Annotated in this window: 28 protein-coding genes and 1 tRNA gene; 8 read left to right on the top strand and 21 right to left on the bottom strand. The window is 63.9% G+C overall.

All coding sequences use genetic code 11. The annotated features are described in order from the left end of the window. Positions 1 to 14 precede the first annotated feature (14 nt). From rplE to rpsL, 20 genes are all read right to left on the bottom strand, one after another. On the bottom strand, positions 15 to 578 hold the full coding sequence (gene rplE, locus U1701_RS11400; RefSeq protein WP_443026040.1) for a 50S ribosomal protein L5: 564 nt from the start codon (positions 576 to 578) through the stop codon (positions 15 to 17). Positions 579 to 597: 19 nt separating this feature from the next. Beyond that, positions 598 to 915 carry a 50S ribosomal protein L24 gene (rplX, locus tag U1701_RS11395; RefSeq protein WP_332782675.1) on the bottom strand — a complete coding sequence of 106 codons (318 nt, stop codon included), beginning with the start codon at positions 913 to 915 and terminating at the stop codon, positions 598 to 600. After that, positions 915 to 1,283, bottom strand: coding sequence for a 50S ribosomal protein L14 (rplN, locus tag U1701_RS11390; RefSeq protein ID WP_031393755.1), 369 nt, complete (start codon positions 1,281 to 1,283; stop codon positions 915 to 917). The genes rplX and rplN overlap by 1 nt, the downstream gene beginning before the upstream one ends. A 248-nt stretch (positions 1,284 to 1,531) precedes the next feature. Then, entirely contained in the window at positions 1,532 to 1,804 is a 273-nt protein-coding gene (gene rpsQ, locus U1701_RS11385) for a 30S ribosomal protein S17 (protein WP_031393756.1), read from the bottom strand. Between the two features lie 10 nt (positions 1,805 to 1,814). Beyond that, positions 1,815 to 2,021: a 50S ribosomal protein L29 gene (gene rpmC / locus U1701_RS11380; RefSeq protein ID WP_332782674.1), complete on the bottom strand. Its 207-nt coding sequence runs from the start codon at positions 2,019 to 2,021 to the stop codon at positions 1,815 to 1,817. A gap of 4 nt (positions 2,022 to 2,025) precedes the next feature. Next, positions 2,026 to 2,460, bottom strand: a complete 435-nt coding sequence (gene rplP / locus U1701_RS11375) for a 50S ribosomal protein L16 (protein WP_147082699.1) — start codon at positions 2,458 to 2,460, stop codon at positions 2,026 to 2,028. Between the two features lie 15 nt (positions 2,461 to 2,475). Further along, on the bottom strand, positions 2,476 to 3,183 hold the full coding sequence (rpsC, locus tag U1701_RS11370; RefSeq protein WP_332782673.1) for a 30S ribosomal protein S3: 708 nt from the start codon (positions 3,181 to 3,183) through the stop codon (positions 2,476 to 2,478). Next, on the bottom strand, positions 3,183 to 3,560 hold the full coding sequence (gene rplV / locus U1701_RS11365; RefSeq protein WP_332782672.1) for a 50S ribosomal protein L22: 378 nt from the start codon (positions 3,558 to 3,560) through the stop codon (positions 3,183 to 3,185). The genes rpsC and rplV overlap by 1 nt, the downstream gene beginning before the upstream one ends. Beyond that, positions 3,560 to 3,835 (bottom strand): 30S ribosomal protein S19, encoded by a 276-nt coding sequence (rpsS, locus tag U1701_RS11360; RefSeq protein ID WP_332782671.1) that lies wholly within the window; start codon positions 3,833 to 3,835, stop codon positions 3,560 to 3,562. Before rpsS ends, rplV begins: the two co-directional genes overlap by 1 nt. A 3-nt stretch (positions 3,836 to 3,838) precedes the next feature. Next, positions 3,839 to 4,675, bottom strand: a complete 837-nt coding sequence (gene rplB, locus U1701_RS11355) for a 50S ribosomal protein L2 (RefSeq protein ID WP_332782670.1) — start codon at positions 4,673 to 4,675, stop codon at positions 3,839 to 3,841. A gap of 4 nt (positions 4,676 to 4,679) precedes the next feature. Further along, a complete protein-coding gene (locus U1701_RS11350) occupies positions 4,680 to 4,994 on the bottom strand; it encodes a 50S ribosomal protein L23 (RefSeq protein WP_332782669.1) in 315 nt (104 codons plus the stop codon). Continuing rightward, a complete protein-coding gene (rplD, locus tag U1701_RS11345; RefSeq protein ID WP_332782668.1) occupies positions 4,987 to 5,613 on the bottom strand; it encodes a 50S ribosomal protein L4 in 627 nt (208 codons plus the stop codon). Before rplD ends, U1701_RS11350 begins: the two co-directional genes overlap by 8 nt. Positions 5,614 to 5,615: 2 nt before the next feature. Further along, positions 5,616 to 6,362 carry a 50S ribosomal protein L3 gene (gene rplC, locus U1701_RS11340; RefSeq protein WP_332782667.1) on the bottom strand — a complete coding sequence of 249 codons (747 nt, stop codon included), beginning with the start codon at positions 6,360 to 6,362 and terminating at the stop codon, positions 5,616 to 5,618. A gap of 336 nt (positions 6,363 to 6,698) precedes the next feature. Next, a complete protein-coding gene (gene rpsJ, locus U1701_RS11335; RefSeq protein ID WP_147082712.1) occupies positions 6,699 to 7,007 on the bottom strand; it encodes a 30S ribosomal protein S10 in 309 nt (102 codons plus the stop codon). Between the two features lie 168 nt (positions 7,008 to 7,175). Next, positions 7,176 to 7,472: a type II toxin-antitoxin system RelE/ParE family toxin gene (locus tag U1701_RS18730; protein WP_443026038.1), complete on the bottom strand. Its 297-nt coding sequence runs from the start codon at positions 7,470 to 7,472 to the stop codon at positions 7,176 to 7,178. Further along, positions 7,469 to 7,747 carry a ribbon-helix-helix domain-containing protein gene (locus tag U1701_RS11330; RefSeq protein ID WP_332782666.1) on the bottom strand — a complete coding sequence of 93 codons (279 nt, stop codon included), beginning with the start codon at positions 7,745 to 7,747 and terminating at the stop codon, positions 7,469 to 7,471. Before U1701_RS11330 ends, U1701_RS18730 begins: the two co-directional genes overlap by 4 nt. A 289-nt stretch (positions 7,748 to 8,036) precedes the next feature. After that, positions 8,037 to 9,230 carry an elongation factor Tu gene (gene tuf / locus U1701_RS11325; protein ID WP_332782665.1) on the bottom strand — a complete coding sequence of 398 codons (1,194 nt, stop codon included), beginning with the start codon at positions 9,228 to 9,230 and terminating at the stop codon, positions 8,037 to 8,039. 209 nt (positions 9,231 to 9,439) lie between these two features. Continuing rightward, positions 9,440 to 11,536, bottom strand: a complete 2,097-nt coding sequence (fusA, locus tag U1701_RS11320) for an elongation factor G (RefSeq protein WP_332782664.1) — start codon at positions 11,534 to 11,536, stop codon at positions 9,440 to 9,442. A 125-nt stretch (positions 11,537 to 11,661) separates the two neighbouring features. Further along, entirely contained in the window at positions 11,662 to 12,132 is a 471-nt protein-coding gene (gene rpsG / locus U1701_RS11315) for a 30S ribosomal protein S7 (RefSeq protein WP_147082716.1), read from the bottom strand. Positions 12,133 to 12,235: 103 nt separating this feature from the next. Then, positions 12,236 to 12,607 (bottom strand): 30S ribosomal protein S12, encoded by a 372-nt coding sequence (gene rpsL / locus U1701_RS11310; protein WP_010164594.1) that lies wholly within the window; start codon positions 12,605 to 12,607, stop codon positions 12,236 to 12,238. Positions 12,608 to 12,868: 261 nt separating this feature from the next. Here rpsL and U1701_RS11305 point away from each other — a divergent pair. The 6 genes from U1701_RS11305 to U1701_RS11280 all read left to right on the top strand — a co-directional run bounded on the left by U1701_RS11305 (position 12,869) and on the right by U1701_RS11280 (position 18,603). Then, positions 12,869 to 12,944: transfer RNA gene (locus U1701_RS11305), tRNA-Trp, on the top strand. 105 nt (positions 12,945 to 13,049) lie between these two features. After that, a complete protein-coding gene (locus U1701_RS11300) occupies positions 13,050 to 15,920 on the top strand; it encodes a TonB-dependent receptor domain-containing protein (RefSeq protein ID WP_332782663.1) in 2,871 nt (956 codons plus the stop codon). 552 nt (positions 15,921 to 16,472) lie between these two features. Continuing rightward, complete coding sequence (gene secE, locus U1701_RS11295) at positions 16,473 to 16,670, top strand: preprotein translocase subunit SecE (protein ID WP_147082719.1); 198 nt, start codon at positions 16,473 to 16,475, stop codon at positions 16,668 to 16,670. 9 nt (positions 16,671 to 16,679) lie between these two features. Next, positions 16,680 to 17,216: a transcription termination/antitermination protein NusG gene (gene nusG / locus U1701_RS11290; protein ID WP_332782662.1), complete on the top strand. Its 537-nt coding sequence runs from the start codon at positions 16,680 to 16,682 to the stop codon at positions 17,214 to 17,216. A gap of 214 nt (positions 17,217 to 17,430) precedes the next feature. Then, on the top strand, positions 17,431 to 18,120 hold the full coding sequence (locus U1701_RS11285; protein WP_332782661.1) for an NnrU family protein: 690 nt from the start codon (positions 17,431 to 17,433) through the stop codon (positions 18,118 to 18,120). A gap of 120 nt (positions 18,121 to 18,240) precedes the next feature. Beyond that, complete coding sequence (locus U1701_RS11280; RefSeq protein WP_332782660.1) at positions 18,241 to 18,603, top strand: hypothetical protein; 363 nt, start codon at positions 18,241 to 18,243, stop codon at positions 18,601 to 18,603. Between the two features lie 75 nt (positions 18,604 to 18,678). Here the strand turns inward: U1701_RS11280 and U1701_RS11275 are convergent, their stop codons facing one another. Continuing rightward, on the bottom strand, positions 18,679 to 18,849 hold the full coding sequence (locus U1701_RS11275) for a hypothetical protein (RefSeq protein ID WP_332782659.1): 171 nt from the start codon (positions 18,847 to 18,849) through the stop codon (positions 18,679 to 18,681). Positions 18,850 to 19,233: 384 nt separating this feature from the next. Here U1701_RS11275 and rplK point away from each other — a divergent pair, with 384 nt between their 5' ends. After that, positions 19,234 to 19,665, top strand: a complete 432-nt coding sequence (gene rplK / locus U1701_RS11270) for a 50S ribosomal protein L11 (protein ID WP_332782658.1) — start codon at positions 19,234 to 19,236, stop codon at positions 19,663 to 19,665. A 4-nt stretch (positions 19,666 to 19,669) separates the two neighbouring features. After that, positions 19,670 to 20,362, top strand: coding sequence for a 50S ribosomal protein L1 (rplA, locus tag U1701_RS11265; RefSeq protein WP_332782657.1), 693 nt, complete (start codon positions 19,670 to 19,672; stop codon positions 20,360 to 20,362). Positions 20,363 to 20,538 lie beyond the last annotated feature (176 nt).

Raw genomic sequence — 20,538 nt, 5'->3', positions numbered from 1 at the left:
CGGGAGGGGATTGTTCAGGCTGCCTTCTTCTCGTCGGCAGCGTCGTCTTCGATCGGGAACGGGAAGCCGAACAGACGGAGCAGCTCGCGCGCCTCGTCGTCGGTCTTCGCCGTGGTGGTCACGATCACATCCATGCCGCGGACCTTGTCGACCCGGTCATAGCTGATTTCTGGGAACACAATCTGCTCCTTCAAACCGCAGGCGTAGTTGCCGCGGCCGTCGAAGCTCTTCGGGTTGAGCCCGCGGAAATCGCGGACGCGGGGAAGAGCGATCGTGATGAAACGGTCGAGGAATTCGTACATGCGCTCACGGCGAAGGGTGACCTTCACGCCGATCGGCATGCCCTCGCGCAGCTTGAACTGCGCGATCGACTTCTTCGCCTTGGTGACGACGGGTTTCTGGCCGGCGATCAGCTCCATTTCGGAAGCGGCCTGGTCGACCTTCTTCTTGTCCTGGGTCGCCTCGCCAACACCCATGTTCAGCACGATCTTGTCGAGCCGCGGGATTTCCATAACGTTCTTGTAGCCGAACTTCTCGGTCATCGCCTTGATGATCGTCTCGTCGTACAGCTTCCGCATACGCGGCGTGTAAACTACCTCAGCCACCGATCTTCTCCCCGGTCTTGACGGCCACGCGGACCTTCTTGCCGTCCTGCTCCTCGAAGCGGACGCGGGTCGGCTTGCCGTCGGCGGTCACGTGCGCGACCTTCGAAACGTGCATCGGTGCTTCCTTGCGGACCAGACCACCCTGCGGGTCGCCCTGGGTCGGCTTGGTGTGGCGCACGGCGATGTTCACGCCGGACACGACGACCTTGTCGGCCTTCGGCATCGACACGGTGACTTCGCCGGTCTTGCCCTTGTCCTTGCCGGACAGGACGATGACCTTGTCACCCTTCTTGATACGAGCGGACGCCATTACAGCACCTCCGGCGCAAGGCTGATGATCTTCATGTGCTTCTTGCCACGCAGTTCGCGAACGACTGGTCCGAAGATACGGGTGCCGATCGGCTCCTCGTTCTTGTTGACCAGCACCGCGGCGTTGCCATCGAAGCGGATGACCGTGCCGTCTGCGCGACGGATGTCCTTGGCGGTGCGGACGATGACGGCGCGGTGAACGTCGCCCTTCTTCACGCGGCCGCGCGGCTGCGCTTCCTTGATGGAGACGACGATGATGTCGCCGACACCTGCAACACGACGCTTGGAACCCCCAAGCACCTTGATGCACTGCACCCGCTTCGCGCCGCTGTTGTCAGCGACGTCGAGATTGGACTGCATCTGGATCATGGATCCGTATCCCTTCTCTCTTTGGGGCCGATACCGACCGGACCCCGCCTAAAAAATCACCCCGGCGCAGGAAACCCTGCACCGGGGGGAGCGGCCCTGTAGCCGCTCCGTCGATGGGACGCAAGCGCCCCGATATCACCCCGAACCCGTCACCCCAGCGTAGGCTGGGGTCTTTCGGTTCGGGCCACCTGCTCCACCTCACGAGATCCCAGCCTGCGCTGGGATGACGGAAGGTGGTGCAGGACGGTTCAGCCCTCGGCCGAAGCCCGCTCCGGCGTCGCGTGGGTGTTGACCCGCTCGATCACCTTCCAGGTCTTCAGCTTGGAGATCGGTGCGGTCTCTTCGATCCGCACGGTCTCGCCCTGCTTGAACTCGTTGCTCTCGTCATGAGCATGATACTTCTTCGAGCGACGGATGATCTTCCCGTAGAGCGGGTGCTTCACCTTACGCTCGACGTTCACGACCACCGTCTTGTCGCCCTTGTCGGACACGACCAGACCGGTCAGCACGCGCTTCGGCATGATACGTTCCTTACTTCGCGGCTTCAGCGCTGGTGCGCTGAGCCTGCAGGGTCTTGATGCGAGCGATGTCGCGGCGGACCTCACGAACACGGCTCGGCTTTTCGAGCTGGTTCGTCGCGGCCTGGAAGCGCAGGTTGAACTGCTCGCGCTTCAGTTCGCCAAGCGACTCCGACAGCTGGTCGTCGCTCTTGGCCTTCATGTCGTCGATACGAGCCATGATCTTACTCGCCTCCCAGATGCGAGGTGTCACCCAGACGGGCGACAACCTTTACCTTGATCGGCAGCTTCATGGCCGCCCGCTCGAACGCCTCCGCGGCGATCTTGCCCTCGACACCGTCGAGCTCGAACAGGATCCGACCCGGCTTCACGCGGGCGGCCCAGAATTCCGGCGCGCCCTTGCCCGAGCCCATGCGGACTTCGGCAGGCTTGCCCGAGACGGGGACGTCCGGGAAGATACGGATCCACAAACGCCCCTGGCGCTTGATGTGACGCGTGATCGCGCGGCGGGCCGCCTCGATCTGACGCGCGGTGATCCGCTCCGGCTCCATCGCCTTCAGCCCGTAGGAGCCGAAGTTGAGGGAGAAGCCGCTCTTTGCGTCGCCGGAAATCTTGCCCTTGAAGGCCTTCCGGAACTTGGTCTTTTTTGGTTGCAGCATGTCTGTTCCTGACCCTTAGCGACGATCGTCGCGCTGCGGACGCACGCCGGAGGTCTGAGCCTCCATCATGATCCGGTCATACGACGTGGGATCGTTGCCGAGGATCTCGCCCTTGAAGACCCAGACCTTGACGCCGCAAACGCCGTAGGACGTGTGCGCCGTGGCTTCGGCATAATCGATGTTCGCGCGCAGCGTGTGCAGCGGAACGCGGCCCTCACGATAGGATTCCGACCGTGCGATCTCGGCGCCGCCGAGACGACCGCCGCAACCGACGCGGATGCCTTCGGCACCGAGACGCATCGCCGACTGGACCGCACGCTTCATGGCGCGGCGGAAGGCGATACGACGCTCGAGCTGGTCGGCGATGCCCTGGGCGACCAGGCGCGCATCGACTTCCGGCTTGCGGATCTCGACGATGTTCAGCGAGACCGTCGACGACGTCATCTTGCCGATCGTCGAGCGCAGCTTCTCGATGTCCGCACCCTTCTTGCCGATGATCACGCCGGGGCGTGCGGCGAAGATCGAGATGCGCGCGAGCTTGGCCGGACGCTCGATCACGACCTTCGAGATCGCGGCCTGCGGCAGCGTCTTGAAGATGAACGCGCGGATCTTGAGATCCTCGAGCAGGAGACGACCATAGTCGGCGCCTTCGGCGTACCAGCGGCTGTCCCAGGTACGGTTGATCTGCAGACGCAGACCGATGGGATTGCTCTTCTGACCCATTATGCTTCTTCCTGCTCGCGCACGACAATGCGCAGACGGCTGAACGGCTTGAGAATGCGGGTCGACTTGCCGCGGCCGCGGGTCGCGAAGCGCTTCATCGTGATCGACTTGCCGACCGACGCCTCGGCGACGACGAGCGCGTCGACGTCGAGGTTGTGGTTGTTCTCCGCATTGGCGATCGCAGACGCGAGAACCTTGCGGGCCTCGACGGCCATGCCCTTGGTCGAGAAGGCGAGGATGTTCATCGCATCGCCGACCTTCTTGCCGCGGATGAGCGCGGCGACGAGGCCGAGCTTCTGCGCGGAACCGCGGATCTGCGTGCCGACCGAGAGCGCCTCGTTATCGGCGACGCGGCGGGGTGCTGCCTGCTTAGACATCAGCGCTTGCCCTTCTTGTCGGCGGCGTGACCCGGGAAGTAGCGCGTGGGCGCGAACTCACCGAGCTTCATGCCGACCATGTCTTCGTTGACCGAGACGGGGACGAACTTGCGGCCGTTATACACGTTGAACGTGAGGCCGACGAACGAGGGCAGGATCGTCGAGCGGCGCGACCAGGTCTTGATCGGCGCACGCGCGTTGGTGTCCTGGGCGGTTTCTGCCTTCTTGAGCAGATGAAGGTCCACGAAAGGACCCTTCCATACGGAACGAGCCATCGTTTAGCCCTTCTTCTTCGCGTGACGCGACCGGATGATCATCTTGTCGGTCGACTTGTTATGACGAGTGCGAGCACCCTTCGTCGGCTTGCCCCACGGCGTAACCGGATGACGGCCACCCGAGGTGCGGCCTTCACCACCGCCGTGCGGATGGTCGACCGGGTTCTTGGCGACGCCGCGCGTCAGCGGACGGATGCCCATCCAGCGCGAACGACCGGCCTTGCCCAGGTTCTGGTTCTGGTTGTCGGGGTTCGAGACCGCACCAACCGTCGCCATGCAATCGCTACGGATGTAGCGCTGCTCGCCCGAGTTCAGGCGGACCATGACCATGCCCTTGTCGCGACCGACGACCTGCACGTACGTGCCGGCCGAACGGGCGATCTGGCCACCCTTCATCGGCTTCATCTCCACGTTGTGGACGATGGTGCCGACCGGCATCTGACCGAGTTCCATGGCATTGCCAGGCTTCACGTCGGTCTTCTTGGCCGCGAGGACCTTGTCGCCGACGCCCAGACGCTGCGGCGCCAGGATGTAGGCGAGTTCCTCGTCCGGGTACTTGACCAGGGCGATGAACGCGGTGCGGTTGGGATCATATTCGATCCGCTCGACCGTGCCCTCGACGTCCCACTTGCGACGCTTGAAGTCGATATAGCGGTACTTCTGCTTGTGACCGCCGGCGATGCCGCGCGAGGTCACATGGCCCTTGTTGTTGCGACCGCCGGTCTTGTGCTTGCCTTCGGTCAGCGCCTTGACGGGCTTGCCCTTCCAGAGCGACGACTTGTCGACCAGGATGAGACCGCGGCGTGCCGGCGATGTCGGATTATAATGCTTGAGTGCCATGGCCTCAGATCCCCGTCGTCACGTCGATGGACTGACCGTCCTTCAACGTCACGATTGCCTTTTTCATGTCCGAGCGCGAATAGTTCGTGCCCTTCCACTTCTTGGTCTTGCCCTTCTGGACCAGCGTGTTGACGCCGACGACGTTGACGTCGAACAGCGCTTCCACAGCGGCCTTGATCTCGGGCTTCGTGGCGTCGTTGGACACCTTGAACACCACCGCGTTGTGCTCCGACAGAGTCGTCGTCTTCTCGGTGATGTGCGGCGCGAGGATAACGTCGTAGTGACGGTTATCGATCGTGCCGTTCTGCTTCTTAGCCATGGAAGCGCGCCTCCAGCTTTTCGACAGCGGCGCGGGTGAGCACCAGCGTGTCATGCTTCAGGATGTCGTAGACGTTGGCGCCGGCGGCCGGCATCACGTCCACTTCGAACAGGTTGCCGGCGGCGAACGCGAAGCTCGTCTCGACCATGTCGCCGTCGATCACCAGCGCGCGCTTGCCGAAGCCGAGCTTGGCGAGATCGCCGAGCAGGGTCTTCGTCTTGCCGCCTTCGACGACCAGGCTGTCCATGACGAACAGCGTGCCCGCCTTGGCATGGCTCGACAGCGCCATCTTCAGACCGAGTGCGCGAACCTTCTTGTTCAGGCCCGGGTTGAAGTCGCGGACGCGGGCGCCGTGCGCCTTACCACCACCGATGAACACCGGTGCGCGGCGATCGCCGTGACGGGCGGTACCGCCGCCCTTCTGGCGACCGAACTTCTTGCCGGTGCGCGCGACGTCTGCACGCTCGCGGGTGCCACGAGCCGTCTCGCGACGCTTCTCGAGCTGCCAGGTGACGACGCGGTGCAGGATGTCGGCGCGCGGATCGAGGCCGAAGACCTCGTCGTTGAGCTCGATGTCCGCCGTGTCGGTGCCGGCGAAGGATGAAATCTTGACCTTCACGTTCAGCCCTCCTGGCTATCGGCTGCGGGTGCGTCGGTCGTCTCGGCCGGCGTATCTGCTGCAGTGTTGCTGTTGGTGGTCTTGAGACCGGCGGGGAACGGTGCGTCGGCGTGGCGCGCGACCTTCACCGAGTCCTTGACGAAGAGCCAGCCGCCCTTGGAACCGGGAACCGAACCCTTGACGAACAGGAGACCGCGCTCGACGTCGGTCGATACGATCTCGAGGTTCTGCTGGGTGCGATACTTGTCGCCCATGTGGCCGGCCATCTTCTTGTTCTTGAAGACCTTGCCCGGATCCTGGCGCTGACCAGTCGAACCGAGCGAACGGTGCGAAACCGACACGCCGTGGGTCGCCCGCAGACCGCCGAAGCCCCAACGCTTCATGCCGCCCTGGAAGCCCTTACCCTGGGTCTTGCCCTGGATATCGACGATCTGGCCCGCGACATAATGGTCTGCCGAAATCTCGGCACCAACGTCGAGCAGGCCGTCTGCGTTCACGCGGAACTCATGGACGACAGCCTTGGGCTCCACTTCGGCCTTGCCGAAATGGCCGCGCTGCGGCTTTGCGACATTCTTCGACTTGGCGACACCTGCACCGAGCTGGACAGCGGTGTAGCCGTCACGATCCATTTCGCGAACGGAAATGACCTGATTGCCTTCGAGTGCCAGAACCGTGACCGGCACGTGCCGACCATCGTCCTGGAACAGGCGGGTCATCCCCATCTTCTTCGCGATCACGCCAGTACGCATGATCTTGTCCCTTCCTCGACAGAGGCCCCCGCAGGACGATTCCCCGGGGGCTTGCGGTGCCCGCCGCGACCGAAGCCGTGACAAAGCGCCAAATACGAAACGCCACCGAAGCGGATGCCTCGATGGTGCCCTTCCAGCCCGGAATATGCGATGCGAGCCCCCGTCCCGGGCTGGGATCCGGCGAACCGGACGAAACGGGAGACGCAGACCCGGTAGCAAGCCACCAGCGGTATCTCTTTTTCAGTCGGACGCCCGCCGAAGCCGGTTCCGAACTGGATTTCCGCCTCCGCGGAAACACGAACCCGGCGAGATGACCCGCCGGGGAAGCTGAGGCCCTTAGGCCAGCTTGATCTCTACGTCAACGCCGGCGGCGAGGTCGAGCTTCATCAGCGCGTCGACCGTCTGCGGCGTCGGCTGGACGATGTCGAGCATGCGCTTGTAGGTGCGGACCTCGAACTGCTCGCGCGACTTCTTGTCGACGTGGGGCCCACGCAGAACCGTGAACTTCTCGATGCGCGTGGGCAACGGGATGGGACCACGGATGAGCGCGCCGGTGCGGCGCGCGGTGTCGGCGATGTCGCCAGTGGCCTGATCGAGCACGCGGTGATCGAACGCCTTCAGACGAATGCGGATATTGCTGTCCATAGTCCCTACCGATGCGAAAGAGCGGGCCCGTTGCCGGGCACTTGCTGTGTGATGTTGAAAACCGAAGGCGGGCCTTACGGGAGGCGCGGGTGGATTGCAACCGGGGGTGGGTGATTTTCGCGCCGTCAGCAGACAGCGTCATTACGGCTCCATGTCGGGTCGTGTGTGTCAACTCAGCCGCAGCGCGCGATCAAGGTCCTGCCCGGGACCGATTATGCGATGCACGAACACACGATCGGGCAAAACCGAGTACAGGATGCCGTAGCCCCTCCACGACCGACGACGGATACCGTGTGCCTCGTACCGCGGCACCATAGGGAAGCCCCGCGGCACCTCGGCAAGTCGCATGGCTGTTTCGCGCAATTCCATGACGAAGGAAGCGGCGCGCGTCGGACTGTCGAGTGCAATGAAGAGGCCAATCCTCTTTAGGTCAGCGACGGCACGCGACGACAGGACCACCCTCATCCGCGGGGCTGGCCACCCGATAATTCGATCTCTGCAAGCACCTCGCTACACGCGAGGTCGAGCTCTACACCCCTGCCCGCGTTCATCTCGACCAAGCTGTCGGATATCGAGTCGTCCAGTTCACGGAGCCAGAGCGCTTCGTCCTCGATGCCGCGCTGGTCGCGCCGTACCAGATCGCGGAAATAGTCGCTGACGCTGTCGTATTGCCCGCCGTCGATCCGCTCCTGCACATAGTCGCGCATTGGGTCGGGCAGGGAAATGTTCATGGAAGCCATGGCGCGTTCTCCAATTTCACCATGGCAAAAAATACGATCGCGAGCAAGAATGCCGGCGCCTGAGATTGGACATGGCGGCTAATATCGAACCCAATAGGTATTTGGACAGAGCCTGCGCTTCAGTGACGAGGAATGTCGTCAAAAGGGGATCTGCCGGCCTAATAAGAAACTGCTTCAGATCGCTCCCAAGGAGCACTTCACGGCCGCAATCACGCCGAGAACGCAAAAAAGCCCGGCCTCTCTCGCGAGAAGCCGGGCTCTGTCGTTCTACGCCCGAAGGCGTGGAAGATTACTTGGAGATGCCGCTGACGACGCCTGCACCAACCGTACGGCCACCTTCGCGGATCGTGAAGCGCTGGCCCACGTCCATGGCGATCGGTGCGATCAGCTTGATGCCGAGTGCAACGTTGTCGCCGGGCATGACCATCTCGGTGCCCTCAGGCAGCTCGACGGTCCCGGTGACGTCCGTGGTCCGGAAGTAGAACTGCGGGCGGTAGTTGGCGAAGAACGGCGTGTGACGGCCACCCTCTTCCTTCGACAGCACGTAGACTTCCGACGCGAAGTCGGTGTGCGGCTTGATCGTGCCCGGCTTGCAGAGCACCTGGCCACGCTCGACTTCGTCGCGAGCGACGCCGCGGATCAGCGCGCCGACGTTGTCGCCAGCCTGGCCCTGGTCGAGCAGCTTGCGGAACATCTCGACGCCCGTGACCGTGGTCTTGCGGACGGTCGGGTGGATACCGACGATCTCGACTTCCTCGCCGACCTTGACGATGCCGGTCTCGACGCGACCGGTGACGACCGTGCCACGACCCGAGATCGAGAACACGTCCTCGATCGGCATCATGAACGGCTTGTCGAGCGGACGCTCGGGCTGCGGGATGTACTCGTCGACGGCGGCCATCAGCTTGATCACGGCTTCCTTGCCGATCTCAGGCAGCTTGTCCTGCAGCGCGGCGGTGGCCGAACCCTGGATGACGGGGATGTCGTCGCCCGGGAAGTCGTACGAGCTGAGCAGTTCGCGGATTTCCATCTCGACCAGCTCGAGGATCTCGGCGTCGTCGACCAGATCGACCTTGTTCATGAACACGACCATCGCGGGCACGCCGACCTGGCGTGCGAGCAGGATGTGCTCGCGGGTCTGCGGCATCGGGCCGTCGGTTGCCGACACGACGAGGATCGCGCCGTCCATCTGGGCAGCACCGGTGATCATGTTCTTCACATAATCGGCGTGGCCCGGGCAATCGACGTGCGCATAGTGACGGTTGGTCGTCTCGTACTCGACGTGTGCGGTCGAGATCGTGATGCCGCGCTCGCGCTCCTCGGGAGCCTTGTCGATGTTGGCGAAGTCCACGGCGGTGCCGCCGGTGGTCTCTGCCAGAACCTTCGTGATCGCCGCGGTCAGCGAGGTCTTACCATGATCGACGTGACCGATGGTGCCGATGTTCAGATGCGGCTTGTTCCGCTCAAATTTTGCCTTGGCCATGATTTCCTACCTTCTGATTCGTATTCCGGTGCCTCACCGGGAACCGCGCGAACGCGGCCCCATAGCGGCTCGATTTCGGTTGCGCCAGCCCCCTGCCCTAAGGACGGGCCGACGCGGAAGTAAATTCCGTATCGTCAGTCCACGGGCGATGCCCGAGTCTGGCCGGCCTTTCGGCGTCTCGGAGCCAAGTTTCCTTGGCTCCGTGCGCCTTAGGCCAACTTGGCCTTCACCTCGTCGGCGACGTTCTGCGGCACTTCGTCATAGTGCGAGAACTGCATCGAGTACTGCGCGCGGCCCTGGGTGAACGAGCGGAGCGCGTTCACATAGCCGAACATGTTCGCGAGCGGCACCATCGCCTCGACAGTCTGCGCGTTGCCGCGGCTGTCGGTGCCCTGGATCTGCCCACGACGGCTGTTGATGTCGCCGATGACGTCGCCCAGATAATCCTCCGGGGTGACGACCTCAACCTTCATCACCGGCTCGAGCAGCGTGATGCCCGACTTCTGTGCGACTTCGCGCATCGCGCCACGGGCACAGATTTCGAACGCCAGCGCCGACGAGTCGACGTCGTGATAGGCGCCGTCATACAGGATGATCTCGAAGTCGATGATCGGGAAGCCGACCAGCGAACCCGACGCGGCAGTCTCGCGGAAGCCCTTCTCGATCGCCGGCAGATATTCCTTCGGAATGTTGCCGCCCTTGATCTCGTCCTTGAAGATGATGCCCGAACCGCGCTCGCCAGGGGCGACCTTCACCTTCACGCGGCCGAACTGGCCGGTGCCGCCCGACTGCTTCTTGTGGGTGTAGTCGACGTCGACGGGCTTCTTCAGATACTCGCGATACGCCACCTGCGGCGCACCGACGTTCGCCTCGACCTTGAACTCACGCTTCATGCGGTCGACCAGAATTTCGAGATGGAGCTCGCCCATGCCCTTGATGATGGTCTGGCCGCTCTCGTTGTCCGACGACACGCGGAACGACGGGTCCTCGCGGGCGAGACGGTTGAGCGCGACGCCCATCTTCTCCTGGTCGGCCTTGGTCTTCGGCTCCACCGACAGCTCGATCACGGGCTCGGGGAATTCCATCCGCTCAAGGATGATCGGTGCGTTCATCGCGCAAAGCGTATCACCGGTCGTGGTGTCCTTCAGGCCCGCGAGAGCGACGATGTCACCCGCATAGGCGATCTGGATGTCCTCACGCTCGTTCGCATGCATCAGCAGCATGCGACCGACCTTTTCCTTCTTGTCCTTGACCGAGTTGGTGACCTGCGATGCGGTCTCCAGCTTGCCCGAATAGATGCGTGCGAAGGTCAGCGTGCCGACGAACGGATCGTTCATGATCTTGAACGCCAGCGCCGAGAACGGCACATCGTCCGACGACGGACGCTCATCGGCGGTGACGCCGTCGAGCTTCAGACCCTGGATCGCGGGAACGTCGAGCGGGCTCGGCAGATAGTCGACCACGGCGTCGAGCAGGGGCTGAACGCCCTTGTTCTTGAACGCCGAGCCGCAAACCACCGGCACGAATGCCATGTCGAGCGTACCCTTGCGGATCAGCTTCTTGAGGTCGGCCGTGCTCGGCTCGTTGCCCTCGAGATACGCCTCCATCAGGGCGTCGTCCTGCTCGACGGCCATTTCGATCAGTTCGCTGCGATACTTCGCCGCCTTGTCGGCGAGGTCCTCAGGAATGTCCTGATATTCGAACTTCGCGCCCAGGCTCTCTTCGAGCCAGATGATCGCGCGGTTCTCGACCAGATCGACCAGGCCCTTGAAGCCGCCTTCCATGCCGATCGGCAGATACAGCACCGCCGGACGCGCGCCGAGGCGCTCGATGATCGAATTGACGCAGAAATAGAAATCGGCGCCGGTGCGGTCGAGCTTGTTGATGAAGCACATCCGCGGAACCTTGTACTTGTCCGCCTGGCGCCACACCGTCTCGGACTGCGGCTCGACGCCGGCAACGCCGTCGAAGCACGCGACCGCGCCGTCGAGCACGCGCAACGAACGCTCGACTTCGATCGTGAAGTCGACGTGGCCCGGCGTGTCGATGATGTTGATCAGGTGCTCTTCACCCTTGCCTTCTTCGGCCCGCCATTTGCAGGTCGTCGCGGCGGACGTGATCGTGATCCCGCGCTCCTGCTCCTGCTCCATCCAATCCATCGTCGCGGTGCCTTCGTGCACTTCGCCGATCTTGTAGGACTTGCCGGTGTAATAGAGGATGCGCTCGGTCGTCGTCGTCTTACCGGCGTCGATGTGCGCCATGATGCCGATGTTGCGGTAACGGTCGAGCGGATGGCTGCGGGCCATGATCGTGCTTCCTTAAAGATATGGGGAGCCAGCAGAACCGGCTCCCCATGATATAGGCGTTATATAGTACGAGCGATAGGCCACCCGCACCGGGTCACCAGCGCAATGCCGGCAACACACCGCTGTTACCAGCGGTAGTGCGAGAAGGCGCGGTTGGCTTCGGCCATCCGGTGCGTGTCTTCGCGCTTCTTGACCGCGTTGCCGCGGTTGTTGGCGGCGTCCATCAGCTCGCCCGACAGCCGTGCGGCCATCGTGTTCTCGCTGCGGGCACGTGCCGCACCGATGAGCCAGCGAATGGCCAGTGCCTGGGCACGCTCGGGACGAACCTCGACAGGGACCTGGTAGGTCGCACCACCGACGCGGCGCGAACGGACTTCGATGCCCGGCTTTACGTTGGTCAGCGCGTCGTGGAACACGCCGATCGGATCGCGCTTGGCGCGCTGCTCGACGGTTTCGAAGGCACCGTAGACGATCAGCTCTGCGACGGACTTCTTGCCGTCGAGCATGACCGAATTCATGAACTTCGAGAGGACCTCATCACCGTATTTCGGATCGGGGAGGATGATACGCTTTTCTGGACGACGGCGACGTGCCATTTCAAATTCCTTCGTTCTTCAGCTGGTCCGGAACACGTCCGGGGCTTACTTTTTTGGATTCTGGATCCCGGCGGTTGGCCGGGATGATCGGGCTAAAGCCCGATCACTTAGGCCGCTTGGCGCCGTACTTAGAACGCGACTGACGCCGGTCCTTCACACCCTGTGTATCGAGCACGCCGCGCAGGACGTGGTAGCGCACACCGGGAAGATCGCGGACACGACCGCCACGGATCAGGACCACCGAGTGCTCCTGGAGATTGTGGCCCTCGCCCGGGATGTAGCTGATGACTTCGCGCTGGTTGGTCAGGCGAACCTTGGCCACCTTGCGCAGAGCCGAGTTCGGCTTCTTCGGGGTCGTCGTGTAGACGCGGGTGCAAACGCCGCGCTTCTGCGGGTTGGCTTCCATCGCAGGGACCTTGGACTTGGCCTTCTGCGGATCGCGGCCCTTGCGGACCAGCTGGTTAATCGTCGGCATTGAAGCCTTCACCTTTCAAATGGTTACTTTGCTGGAGCCATGGGCGCCTAGGAATACAAAAAGGACCATCGGGAGCGGTGACCGCCCCTCAGGCCCTGGAATGCATCCAGCAATGTTCAAGCATGTCCGGCGGGAACGGTCCCGTCGAGCAGGGTGCGCCTATACGCACGAGCGGTGCGATGGTCAACCGCGACGCGGCTGCGATGATCCCCTTCGGCACTTGCCCTGCCGGAAAACCGCGGGTAGGGGGCTGTGGCGCGGAGGAGTGTAGCTCAGTTGGTAGAGCATCGGTCTCCAAAACCGAGGGTCATGGGTTCGAGTCCCCTCACTCCTGCCACCGCGCCCTTCCCCTTCCCCATTCAAATCCGATCCATGTTCGCTTGATTCGCGCCGGCGATACCGCATGTTCGCGTCGACATGACGTGAACGGGGGGACGGGTTCATGCGGACGATGTGCAGCGGGCTCGCGCTCGCGACCATGCTGGCGGGGGCGCCGGCGGGGGCGCAGCAAGTTGCGGTACCGGCGGTAAGCGATGCACCCGGCGAGGAGATCGTGGTCACCGGATCGCGCATCCGCCGCGATCCGCTCGACCAGCCCTCCCCGGTCATCACCGTCGACGCCGAATCGATCCAGCGCACAGGGCTCTCCTCGGTCGCCGACGTGCTCCAGCGGCTGCCAAGTGCTGCCGGCGGGCTGAATTCGAAGGTCAACAATTCGGGCAATATCGGCAACCCGCCCGATGGCGGCGGGGTCGGTGCGGGATCGGCCGAGATCGACCTGCGCTACCTGACCGCGAAGCGTACTCTGGTGCTGGTCGACGGCTTGCGCTTCGTCAACGGCGCCTCGGCGAGCGGGATCCCGTCGACGGTGGACCTCAACACCATCCAGGTCGGGTCGATCGAGCGGATCGAGATCCTGCAGTCGGGCCAGTCGCCGCTCTACGGATCGGACGCGCTGTCGGGCGTCGTCAACATCATCACGAAGTCGGAACAGAGGGGGCTGAAAGCGTCGGCGCAGTTCGGCACGTTCCGTCAGGGCGACGGCCACACGCAGGACTATAATGTCAGCTACGGCGTGCAATCACCGGGCGGCAGCCCGCGCACCAGCGTGGTGTTCGGCGCGAGCTATGTGAAGCAGGAGAAGGTCAGCACGCGCGACCGGGCGATCTCGCAATTCCCCAACCCCGGGCAGACCAGCTGCACCGATCCGGTCGGCGGCTGTTCGAGCGCTACGGTCAACGGCTTCGTCCAGCTGGCTGGGCCCGCGCTGACGATCAAGACCGCGCCGATCCTGGGGCGGCCGCGCTACGACGCCGCGAACCCGACCGGACCGAACAGCGACTTCCGCCTGCTGACCGCGGCGGACCGGTTCAATTTCTCGCCGTACAATTATTTCCTGACGCCGTCCGAGCGCTACGGCTTCTTCGTCAGTGGCAAGCAGGAGCTGACCGATCGCGTGAACCTGCGCGCCAAACTCAACTATACGCGGCGCAATTCGCAGAACCAGGCGGCGTTCCTGCCGCTGTTCGTCGGGCCCGATGCCGGCAACGGCAATCTGCTCGACACGATCTCGATCGACGCGACCAACCCGTACAACCCGTTCGGCTTCACGTTGTCGGCGGGCGGTGCGGGCAATCCGCCGGCGAATTACTCGACGGTGCGGCGGCGGTTGGTGGAGGCCGGCCAGCGGACCTACACGCAGACGGTCGACACGATGACCGCGACCGCGACCCTGGACGGGTCGTTCGACGCGATCGGGCGCAAATTCTATTGGGACGTGAACGCGGTCCTGGGCTTCAACGATGCCAAGCAGCTGTTCACCGGCAACATCAACGCCGCACGGCTCGCGCAGGCGCTGGGGCCGGTGTCGCAGTGCACCGGGGACTGCGTGCCGTTCAACATCTTCGGCGGCGCGGGATCGGTCACTCCGGCGATGCTCGCCTATGTCGCGTTCGACGAGCGCGCGCGCAGTTCGCAGCGGCTGGAGGATTATACCGCCAATATCTCGGGCGAGCTGTTCGACCTGCCCGCGGGCGCGGTCGGGATCGCGGCGGGGTATGAACACCGCGTACAATATGGCCGGTTCGCGCCCGACCCGCTGATCACCGCAGGCCTGGGTGCCGACATCCCCGCGCAGCCCGCACGCGGCCTGTTCAATTCGGACGAGGCCTATGCCGAGCTGCGCGTGCCGTTGATCCACGACACGCCTTTGATCCACTCGCTCGAAGTCGGCGGCGCGGTGCGGCATGCGAACTATTCGACCAGCGGCAGCAACACCACCTATACCGCCAACGGACTGTGGAAGCCGGTGACCGACCTGCTGTTCCGTGCGTCCTATGCGCAAGGGTTTCGCGCGCCGAGCATCGGCGAGCTGTTCGGCGCCGCATCGCGATCCGATGCGCCGATCGACGATCCGTGTACCAACGTCGCGGGATCGCCGTACCAGACCAACCCCGCGGTGCGCGCGAACTGCACCGCGAACGGCGTGCCGGCGAACGGCAGCTATCAGGAGCCCAATGGCGGGCAGCTGGGCGTGCTGACCGGGGGCAACAACGCGCTGAAGCCCGAGACGTCGCGGACCTGGCTGTTCGGCGGGGTCTATGCGCCGGGCTGGGCGCAGGCCAGCGGCTTTGCCAGCCAGCTGAGCATTGAGGGCAATTACTACGACATCAAGGTGGACGACGCGATCGCGCCAGTCGATGCGCAGCTGACGCTCAGGCGGTGTGCGTTCAGCGCCGACGCGTTGTCGTGCGCGGCGATCACGCGGACGCCGAGCGGGCTGATCTCGCGAATAAACGCGCAGCTGCAGAACATCGGCGGGATCCGCACCCGCGGCGTCGACGTGACCGCGGTGTATCGCAGCCGGCGCGGCGCGGCCGGGGTGTTCGGGCTGTCGCTCAACGGCAATATCCTGCTGAAATATACCGAGACCTTCCCGGCGGAGAACGGCTTCACCACAACCGATTACCGCGGCACGACGCGCGGGTTCCCGGACCAGAGCTATCCGAAGTTCAAGGGGAACGCGGTGGTCGACTGGGATCTGGGGGCGGTGCGTGCGGCGTTCACCGGGCGCTATATCGCGCGGGTGAAGGAGGCGGACGGCAGCAAGCTCGGCAGCACCGTCTACGGCGACGTCCAGCTGGCGTTCTCGCCGGCGTGGATGGAGCACAAGCTGGCGCTGACGATCGGAGTGAACAATGTGTTCGACCAGGATCCGCCGACGTGCACGAGCTGCACGGGGCCGAATTACGATCCGACCACGTATGACGTGCCCGGGCAGTTTGGGTATGTTCGGTTGTCCTGGGGGTTGTGAGGGCGCGGGCGCGACTGGCGTTTGCCGACGGGAGGTGCCCGACCGCACTCCCCCTTCCCCCGTTCCGTCACCCCAGCGAAGGCTGGGGTCTCGTGCGACTGGCGTTGCGTGCATGCTGCGGGAGATCCCAGCCTTCGCTGCGATGACGGAACGGGGGATGACGGAGCCGGAGATGACGGGGCCGGAGATGACGGCGCGGGGGATGACGGACTGTGGCGATGCCGGAACCGCAGCGACGAATGCACGAAACGCAATCATGGTTGCGCTATCAACAATTGCGTTGCGGGGTGCTGCGATGCACAAAGACGACGCCTTTCAGGCATCCTCTCCTAAAAACTTTCACGGCCGGTCGCATGACCGGCCTTTTTTTTGGCGTGCGAAATCGGCGCCGGAAATCGGTCGGGAACGGCACGAAATCGGCCCCTACCCCCTGCCCTTGCTTTCGCCCGGTAGCAAAGCTATCTGCCGGGGCTTCCGATGGTCGGCCGGCACTGCCTCTGAAAGGCGATGCGGCTGGCCCTCCTTTTCCTCAACATGCGAGTGAAGAACATCGTGGCGAAGACGTCCCCACTCGAATTCATCCAGCAGGTCCGCACCGAAACGTCGAAGGTCACGTGGCCGACGCGGCGCGAGACGGTGATGACCGGCGTGATGGTCGTGATCATGACGACGATCCTCGCGGTGTTCTTCTTCGGCGTGGATTCGATCCTGCAGGCGATCGTCACCATGCTCCTGAAACTCGCTCAATAAGGTCCGCACATGGCGCGCTGGTACATCATTCACGCCTATTCGGGTTTCGAGGGCAAGGTTCGCGATTCGATCATGGCCGAGGCGACCCGCATGGGCCTCGAGCAGCTGGTCGAGCAGATCGAGGTTCCGACCGAGACGATCACCGAAGCCCGTCGCGGCAAGAAGATCGCGGTCGAGCGCAAGTTCATGCCGGGCTATGTGCTCGCGAAGCTGAACATGAACGACGACGTCTATCACCTGGTCAAGAACACGCCGAAGGTGACGGGTTTCCTGGGATCGATGGGCAAGCCCCAGGCGATCAGCGAGGCGGAAGCCGCGCGGATGCTGAATTCGAAGGAAGAGGCGGCCGCTGCGCCCAAGCAGAAGATCAAGGTTGATTACGAGATCGGCGATTCGGTCAAGGTGCTGGACGGTCCGTTCGCGAGCTTCACCGGGTTGGTCGAGGAACTCGATTTCGACAAGTCGAAGGTCAAGGTTTCGGTGTCGATCTTCGGTCGCGCCACGCCGGTCGAACTCGACTTCGAACAGGTCGAGCGGAGCAAGTAAGCCAAAGGCTTACTGCCCGCACGCGGCTAGCGCAGCTAGCCCGCGAGACGGGCGAACGCCGGCCGGCCTCGCTCTAGCGAGGTCCGACGACGCGGGATTTAGTCCCGCGTCGCGCCGCATCGAGTTACCTCCACACACCGATGGACGCCGGGACGAACGTCCGGCAGACTGAGCCCCGGCCCGCGGCAGTACGCGCGGCCGGGGGGACTCACCCATGACCGGATCGATCGCGGTTCTGACGGCAGCAGCAGCGACGTTCGTCGGTGCGCATCTGCTGTTGTCGCACCCCGCGCGCGCGCCGCTGGTCGGCCGCCTGGGTGAGAAGGGCTTTGCCGGGCTCTACACCGTCGTTGCGCTCGCGACGTTCGTCGCGACGGTGTCGGCCTACCGCGCGACGCCCGATACCGTGCCGCTATGGGCCGTCGGCGATGCGCTGTGGGCGGTATCGACACTGTTGATGCTGGTCGCGTCGATCCTGTTCCTCGGTTCGATGATCCGCAACCCGGCGATGACGCCGGGGACCGCCGCGACCGCGCCGGCGCGCGGCGTGTTCGCGGTAACGCGGCATCCGATGATGTGGGGCTTCGCACTGTGGGGCGTCGCGCATATCCTGATCTATCCGCTGGTCGCCAACATCGTGCTGTGCGGCGCGATCATCGCCCTGGCGCTGGTCGGCGCGGCGTTGCAGGACCGCAAGAAGGCGGCGCTCGATCCGCAGGGCTGGCCCGCCTGGCAGTCGCGGACGAGCTACCTCCCCTTCGCCGCGATCGCCGCGCGCCGCGCGCGGTTCGGCGGCTTCGGCCTGCACACGCTGGCGGGCGGCCTGGTGCTGTGGCTGGCCGCGACCTGGGCGCATATCCCGCTCGCCGGATGGGCGGCAGGTATCTGGCGGTGGGTGGGTTAGGGCGGCGGTGTTGAACAGGAAGATCGTCCGCTAACGCCCAATCCCGGTCATTAGAGGTTGCGTGATCGAACACCAGAGGCGGCCATTGGCACTTCCCGGCGATCCCCGTAGGCTGACGGCATGAGCGAAGTCATGGTCAACTTCATCGCCTTCAACGAGGCCCGAGACACTTGCCAGATGGTTCTCGTGGAAGGACCGTGGGACGGCGAAATAGAAGATCATCTGCGCAGCTTGCAGGATCGAATGTTCGGCTGCCTTAACGCCGCACTCGATGGTCACTTGGCCGCGCAGTTCCCCGAAGCCAAGGGTTTGAACGTCGTCATTCGTGTAGATTGCTACGACGTCCAACGCGACGAAGTGGAAGCCTTTTTCGGGCGATTTACGGATGGGGTAGCTACCATGTCGGACTACTCGACAACAGGGTCACCGTTTGTCCGTCAGTTTCTGTTCGAGGTTAGCTTCGACACGGTGGCCGATGCCTAACGCCCGCTTCGCCCTTTATTGGCCCGAAAGCTGCCCGTCGCCTAACCACCACTTTCAGACGTTCCCTCTGGCGGCTCAGTCGTCGGTCCTCGAGCGTTGCTTGCGCCAACCCGTGACCTGATCGAGCGCGGGGAGCGGTGGGCCTTCGGCGAACCACGGGCCCTTTCCCCTGGCCTGGCGGTCGGCTTCGGCAATTTCGAAAGCTTCGCGGGCGCGGTCCTGTTGCACGCGGTACATCACGGCCATTCGGTAGCTGTAGGCGTCCGAGGATTCGCCGCGGCGGCGCATGAGGTGGGTGGGGGGCGGCGTTCTCGAACGCCTGATTCGGGGTCAGCGGACGGGGCATGACTTGGGGGTCGCGCGGGTTTTCCTACATTGCAATCCCCCCTTTTGTCTCTGCGTCCTCTGCGCCTCTGCGCGAATAAGAAGGGTGGTTCACGCGAAGGCGCGAAGGGAAGAAGGTTTTGTTCGCGCGGAGGCGCGGAGGGCGCGGAGAGAAGAAGAAGGGCGGGTGTTGCCGCTGCGCGGGTTTTGGGCTATGCGCGCCGGCTTCCAACGCGACAGCTGTGGAATGCCTGTGGGAGAGCGCCCTGGTGCTCGTCTGAACCACTTACCTTGAGAAGAGAGACAATGGCTAAAAAGATTACCGGCTACATCAAGCTGCAGGTGCCGGCTGGCGACGCCAAGCCCGCACCGCCGATCGGGCCTGCGCTGGGTCAGCGCGGCGTCAACATCATGGAGTTCTGCAAGGCGTTCAACGCCGGCACGGGCGACCTGAAGAAGGGCATGCCGATCCCGACCGTCATCACGGTCTATGCGGATCGCTCGTTCTCGTTCGAGACCAAGACGCCGCCGGCATCCTACCTGATCAAGGAGGCCGCAGGCCTCAAGTCGGGGTCCAAGGAGCCCGGCAAGGTCGTCGCCGGCAAGATCACGCGCGCCCAGCTGAGCGAGATCGCGACGACGAAGATGAAGGACCTGAACGCCAACGACATCGACGCGGCGACGAAGATCATCGAGGGCTCCGCCCGCGCGATGGGCCTCGAAGTGGTGGAGGGCTGATATCATGACCAAGCTGACCAAGAAGCAGAAGACCATCACGATCGATCGTGAGAAGCTGCACATGATCGACGAGGCCATCGGCCTGGCGCGCTCGGGTGCGACGTCGAAGTTCGACGAGACGATCGAAGTCGCGCTGAACCTGGGCGTCGATCCGCGTCACGCCGACCAGATGGTCCGCGGCGTGGTGACGCTGCCCAAGGGCACCGGCAAGACCGTGCGCGTGGCGGTGTTCGCCCGTGGCGCCAAGGCCGACGAAGCGACCGCGGCTGGTGCCGATGTCGTCGGTGCCGAGGACCTGATGGAGACCATCCAGGGTGGCACGATCGATTTCGATCGCTGCATCGCGACCCCGGACATGATGGGCATCGTCGGTCGCCTCGGCAAGGTGCTGGGTCCCAAGGGCCTGATGCCGAACCCGAAGCTCGGCACGGTGACGATGAACGTCGCAGCCGCCGTCGAAGCGGCCAAGGGCGGCCAGATCGAGTACCGCGTCGAGAAGGCCGGAATCATCCATTCGGGCATCGGCAAGGCCTCGTTCCCGGCGGAAGACCTGCGCGCGAACTTCGACGCGCTGGTCGATGCGGTGGTCAAGGCCAAGCCGGCCGGCGCCAAGGGCAAGTATGTCCGCAAGGTTGCGATCTCGAGCACCATGGGTGCGGGGATCAAGGTCGATACGGCTGAGGTTGCTGGGGCGTGACCGCACGGGATTAGCGTCAGCTAATCCCGAGACGGTGGCGCCCGGCCGGTGCGGCTTCAGCCGCGACCGACGGGAACGGGATTTATTCCCGTTCCCGGGCTGACATGAAGAAGGGGCCGGGAGAGCGATCTCCCGGCCCTTTTTCGTTTGTCCTAGCAACAGGGCCCCCCGGCGGA

The organism is Sphingomonas rhamnosi, from assembly GCF_036663615.1.
Lineage (GTDB): Bacteria > Pseudomonadota > Alphaproteobacteria > Sphingomonadales > Sphingomonadaceae > Sphingomonas.
This window is presented reverse-complemented; position numbering and strand designations above follow the sequence as displayed.

Coding starts and splice junctions, on each gene's coding strand:
- rplE (WP_443026040.1), bottom strand. CDS start 578: ATGCGGAAGCTGTACGACGAGACGATCATCAAGGCGATGACCGAGAAG.
- rplX (WP_332782675.1), bottom strand. CDS start 915: ATGGCGTCCGCTCGTATCAAGAAGGGTGACAAGGTCATCGTCCTGTCC.
- rplN (WP_031393755.1), bottom strand. CDS start 1,283: ATGATCCAGATGCAGTCCAATCTCGACGTCGCTGACAACAGCGGCGCG.
- rpsQ (WP_031393756.1), bottom strand. CDS start 1,804: ATGCCGAAGCGCGTGCTGACCGGTCTGGTCGTGTCCGACAAGGGCGAC.
- rpmC (WP_332782674.1), bottom strand. CDS start 2,021: ATGGCTCGTATCGACGACATGAAGGCCAAGAGCGACGACCAGCTGTCG.
- rplP (WP_147082699.1), bottom strand. CDS start 2,460: ATGCTGCAACCAAAAAAGACCAAGTTCCGGAAGGCCTTCAAGGGCAAG.
- rpsC (WP_332782673.1), bottom strand. CDS start 3,183: ATGGGTCAGAAGAGCAATCCCATCGGTCTGCGTCTGCAGATCAACCGT.
- rplV (WP_332782672.1), bottom strand. CDS start 3,560: ATGTCTAAGCAGGCAGCACCCCGCCGCGTCGCCGATAACGAGGCGCTC.
- rpsS (WP_332782671.1), bottom strand. CDS start 3,835: ATGGCTCGTTCCGTATGGAAGGGTCCTTTCGTGGACCTTCATCTGCTC.
- rplB (WP_332782670.1), bottom strand. CDS start 4,675: ATGGCACTCAAGCATTATAATCCGACATCGCCGGCACGCCGCGGTCTC.
- U1701_RS11350 (WP_332782669.1), bottom strand. CDS start 4,994: ATGGCTAAGAAGCAGAACGGCACGATCGATAACCGTCACTACGACGTT.
- rplC (WP_332782667.1), bottom strand. CDS start 6,362: ATGCGTACTGGCGTGATCGCGAAGAAGATGGGGATGACCCGCCTGTTC.
- rpsJ (WP_147082712.1), bottom strand. CDS start 7,007: ATGGACAGCAATATCCGCATTCGTCTGAAGGCGTTCGATCACCGCGTG.
- U1701_RS18730 (WP_443026038.1), bottom strand. CDS start 7,472: ATGAGGGTGGTCCTGTCGTCGCGTGCCGTCGCTGACCTAAAGAGGATT.
- U1701_RS11330 (WP_332782666.1), bottom strand. CDS start 7,747: ATGGCTTCCATGAACATTTCCCTGCCCGACCCAATGCGCGACTATGTG.
- tuf (WP_332782665.1), bottom strand. CDS start 9,230: ATGGCCAAGGCAAAATTTGAGCGGAACAAGCCGCATCTGAACATCGGC.
- fusA (WP_332782664.1), bottom strand. CDS start 11,536: ATGGCCCGCAGCCATCCGCTCGACCGTTACCGCAACATCGGCATCATG.
- rpsG (WP_147082716.1), bottom strand. CDS start 12,132: ATGGCACGTCGCCGTCGTCCAGAAAAGCGTATCATCCTCCCCGATCCG.
- rpsL (WP_010164594.1), bottom strand. CDS start 12,607: ATGCCGACGATTAACCAGCTGGTCCGCAAGGGCCGCGATCCGCAGAAG.
- U1701_RS11300 (WP_332782663.1), top strand. CDS start 13,050: ATGCGGACGATGTGCAGCGGGCTCGCGCTCGCGACCATGCTGGCGGGG.
- nusG (WP_332782662.1), top strand. CDS start 16,680: ATGGCGCGCTGGTACATCATTCACGCCTATTCGGGTTTCGAGGGCAAG.
- U1701_RS11285 (WP_332782661.1), top strand. CDS start 17,431: ATGACCGGATCGATCGCGGTTCTGACGGCAGCAGCAGCGACGTTCGTC.
- U1701_RS11280 (WP_332782660.1), top strand. CDS start 18,241: ATGAGCGAAGTCATGGTCAACTTCATCGCCTTCAACGAGGCCCGAGAC.
- U1701_RS11275 (WP_332782659.1), bottom strand. CDS start 18,849: ATGGCCGTGATGTACCGCGTGCAACAGGACCGCGCCCGCGAAGCTTTC.
- rplK (WP_332782658.1), top strand. CDS start 19,234: ATGGCTAAAAAGATTACCGGCTACATCAAGCTGCAGGTGCCGGCTGGC.
- rplA (WP_332782657.1), top strand. CDS start 19,670: ATGACCAAGCTGACCAAGAAGCAGAAGACCATCACGATCGATCGTGAG.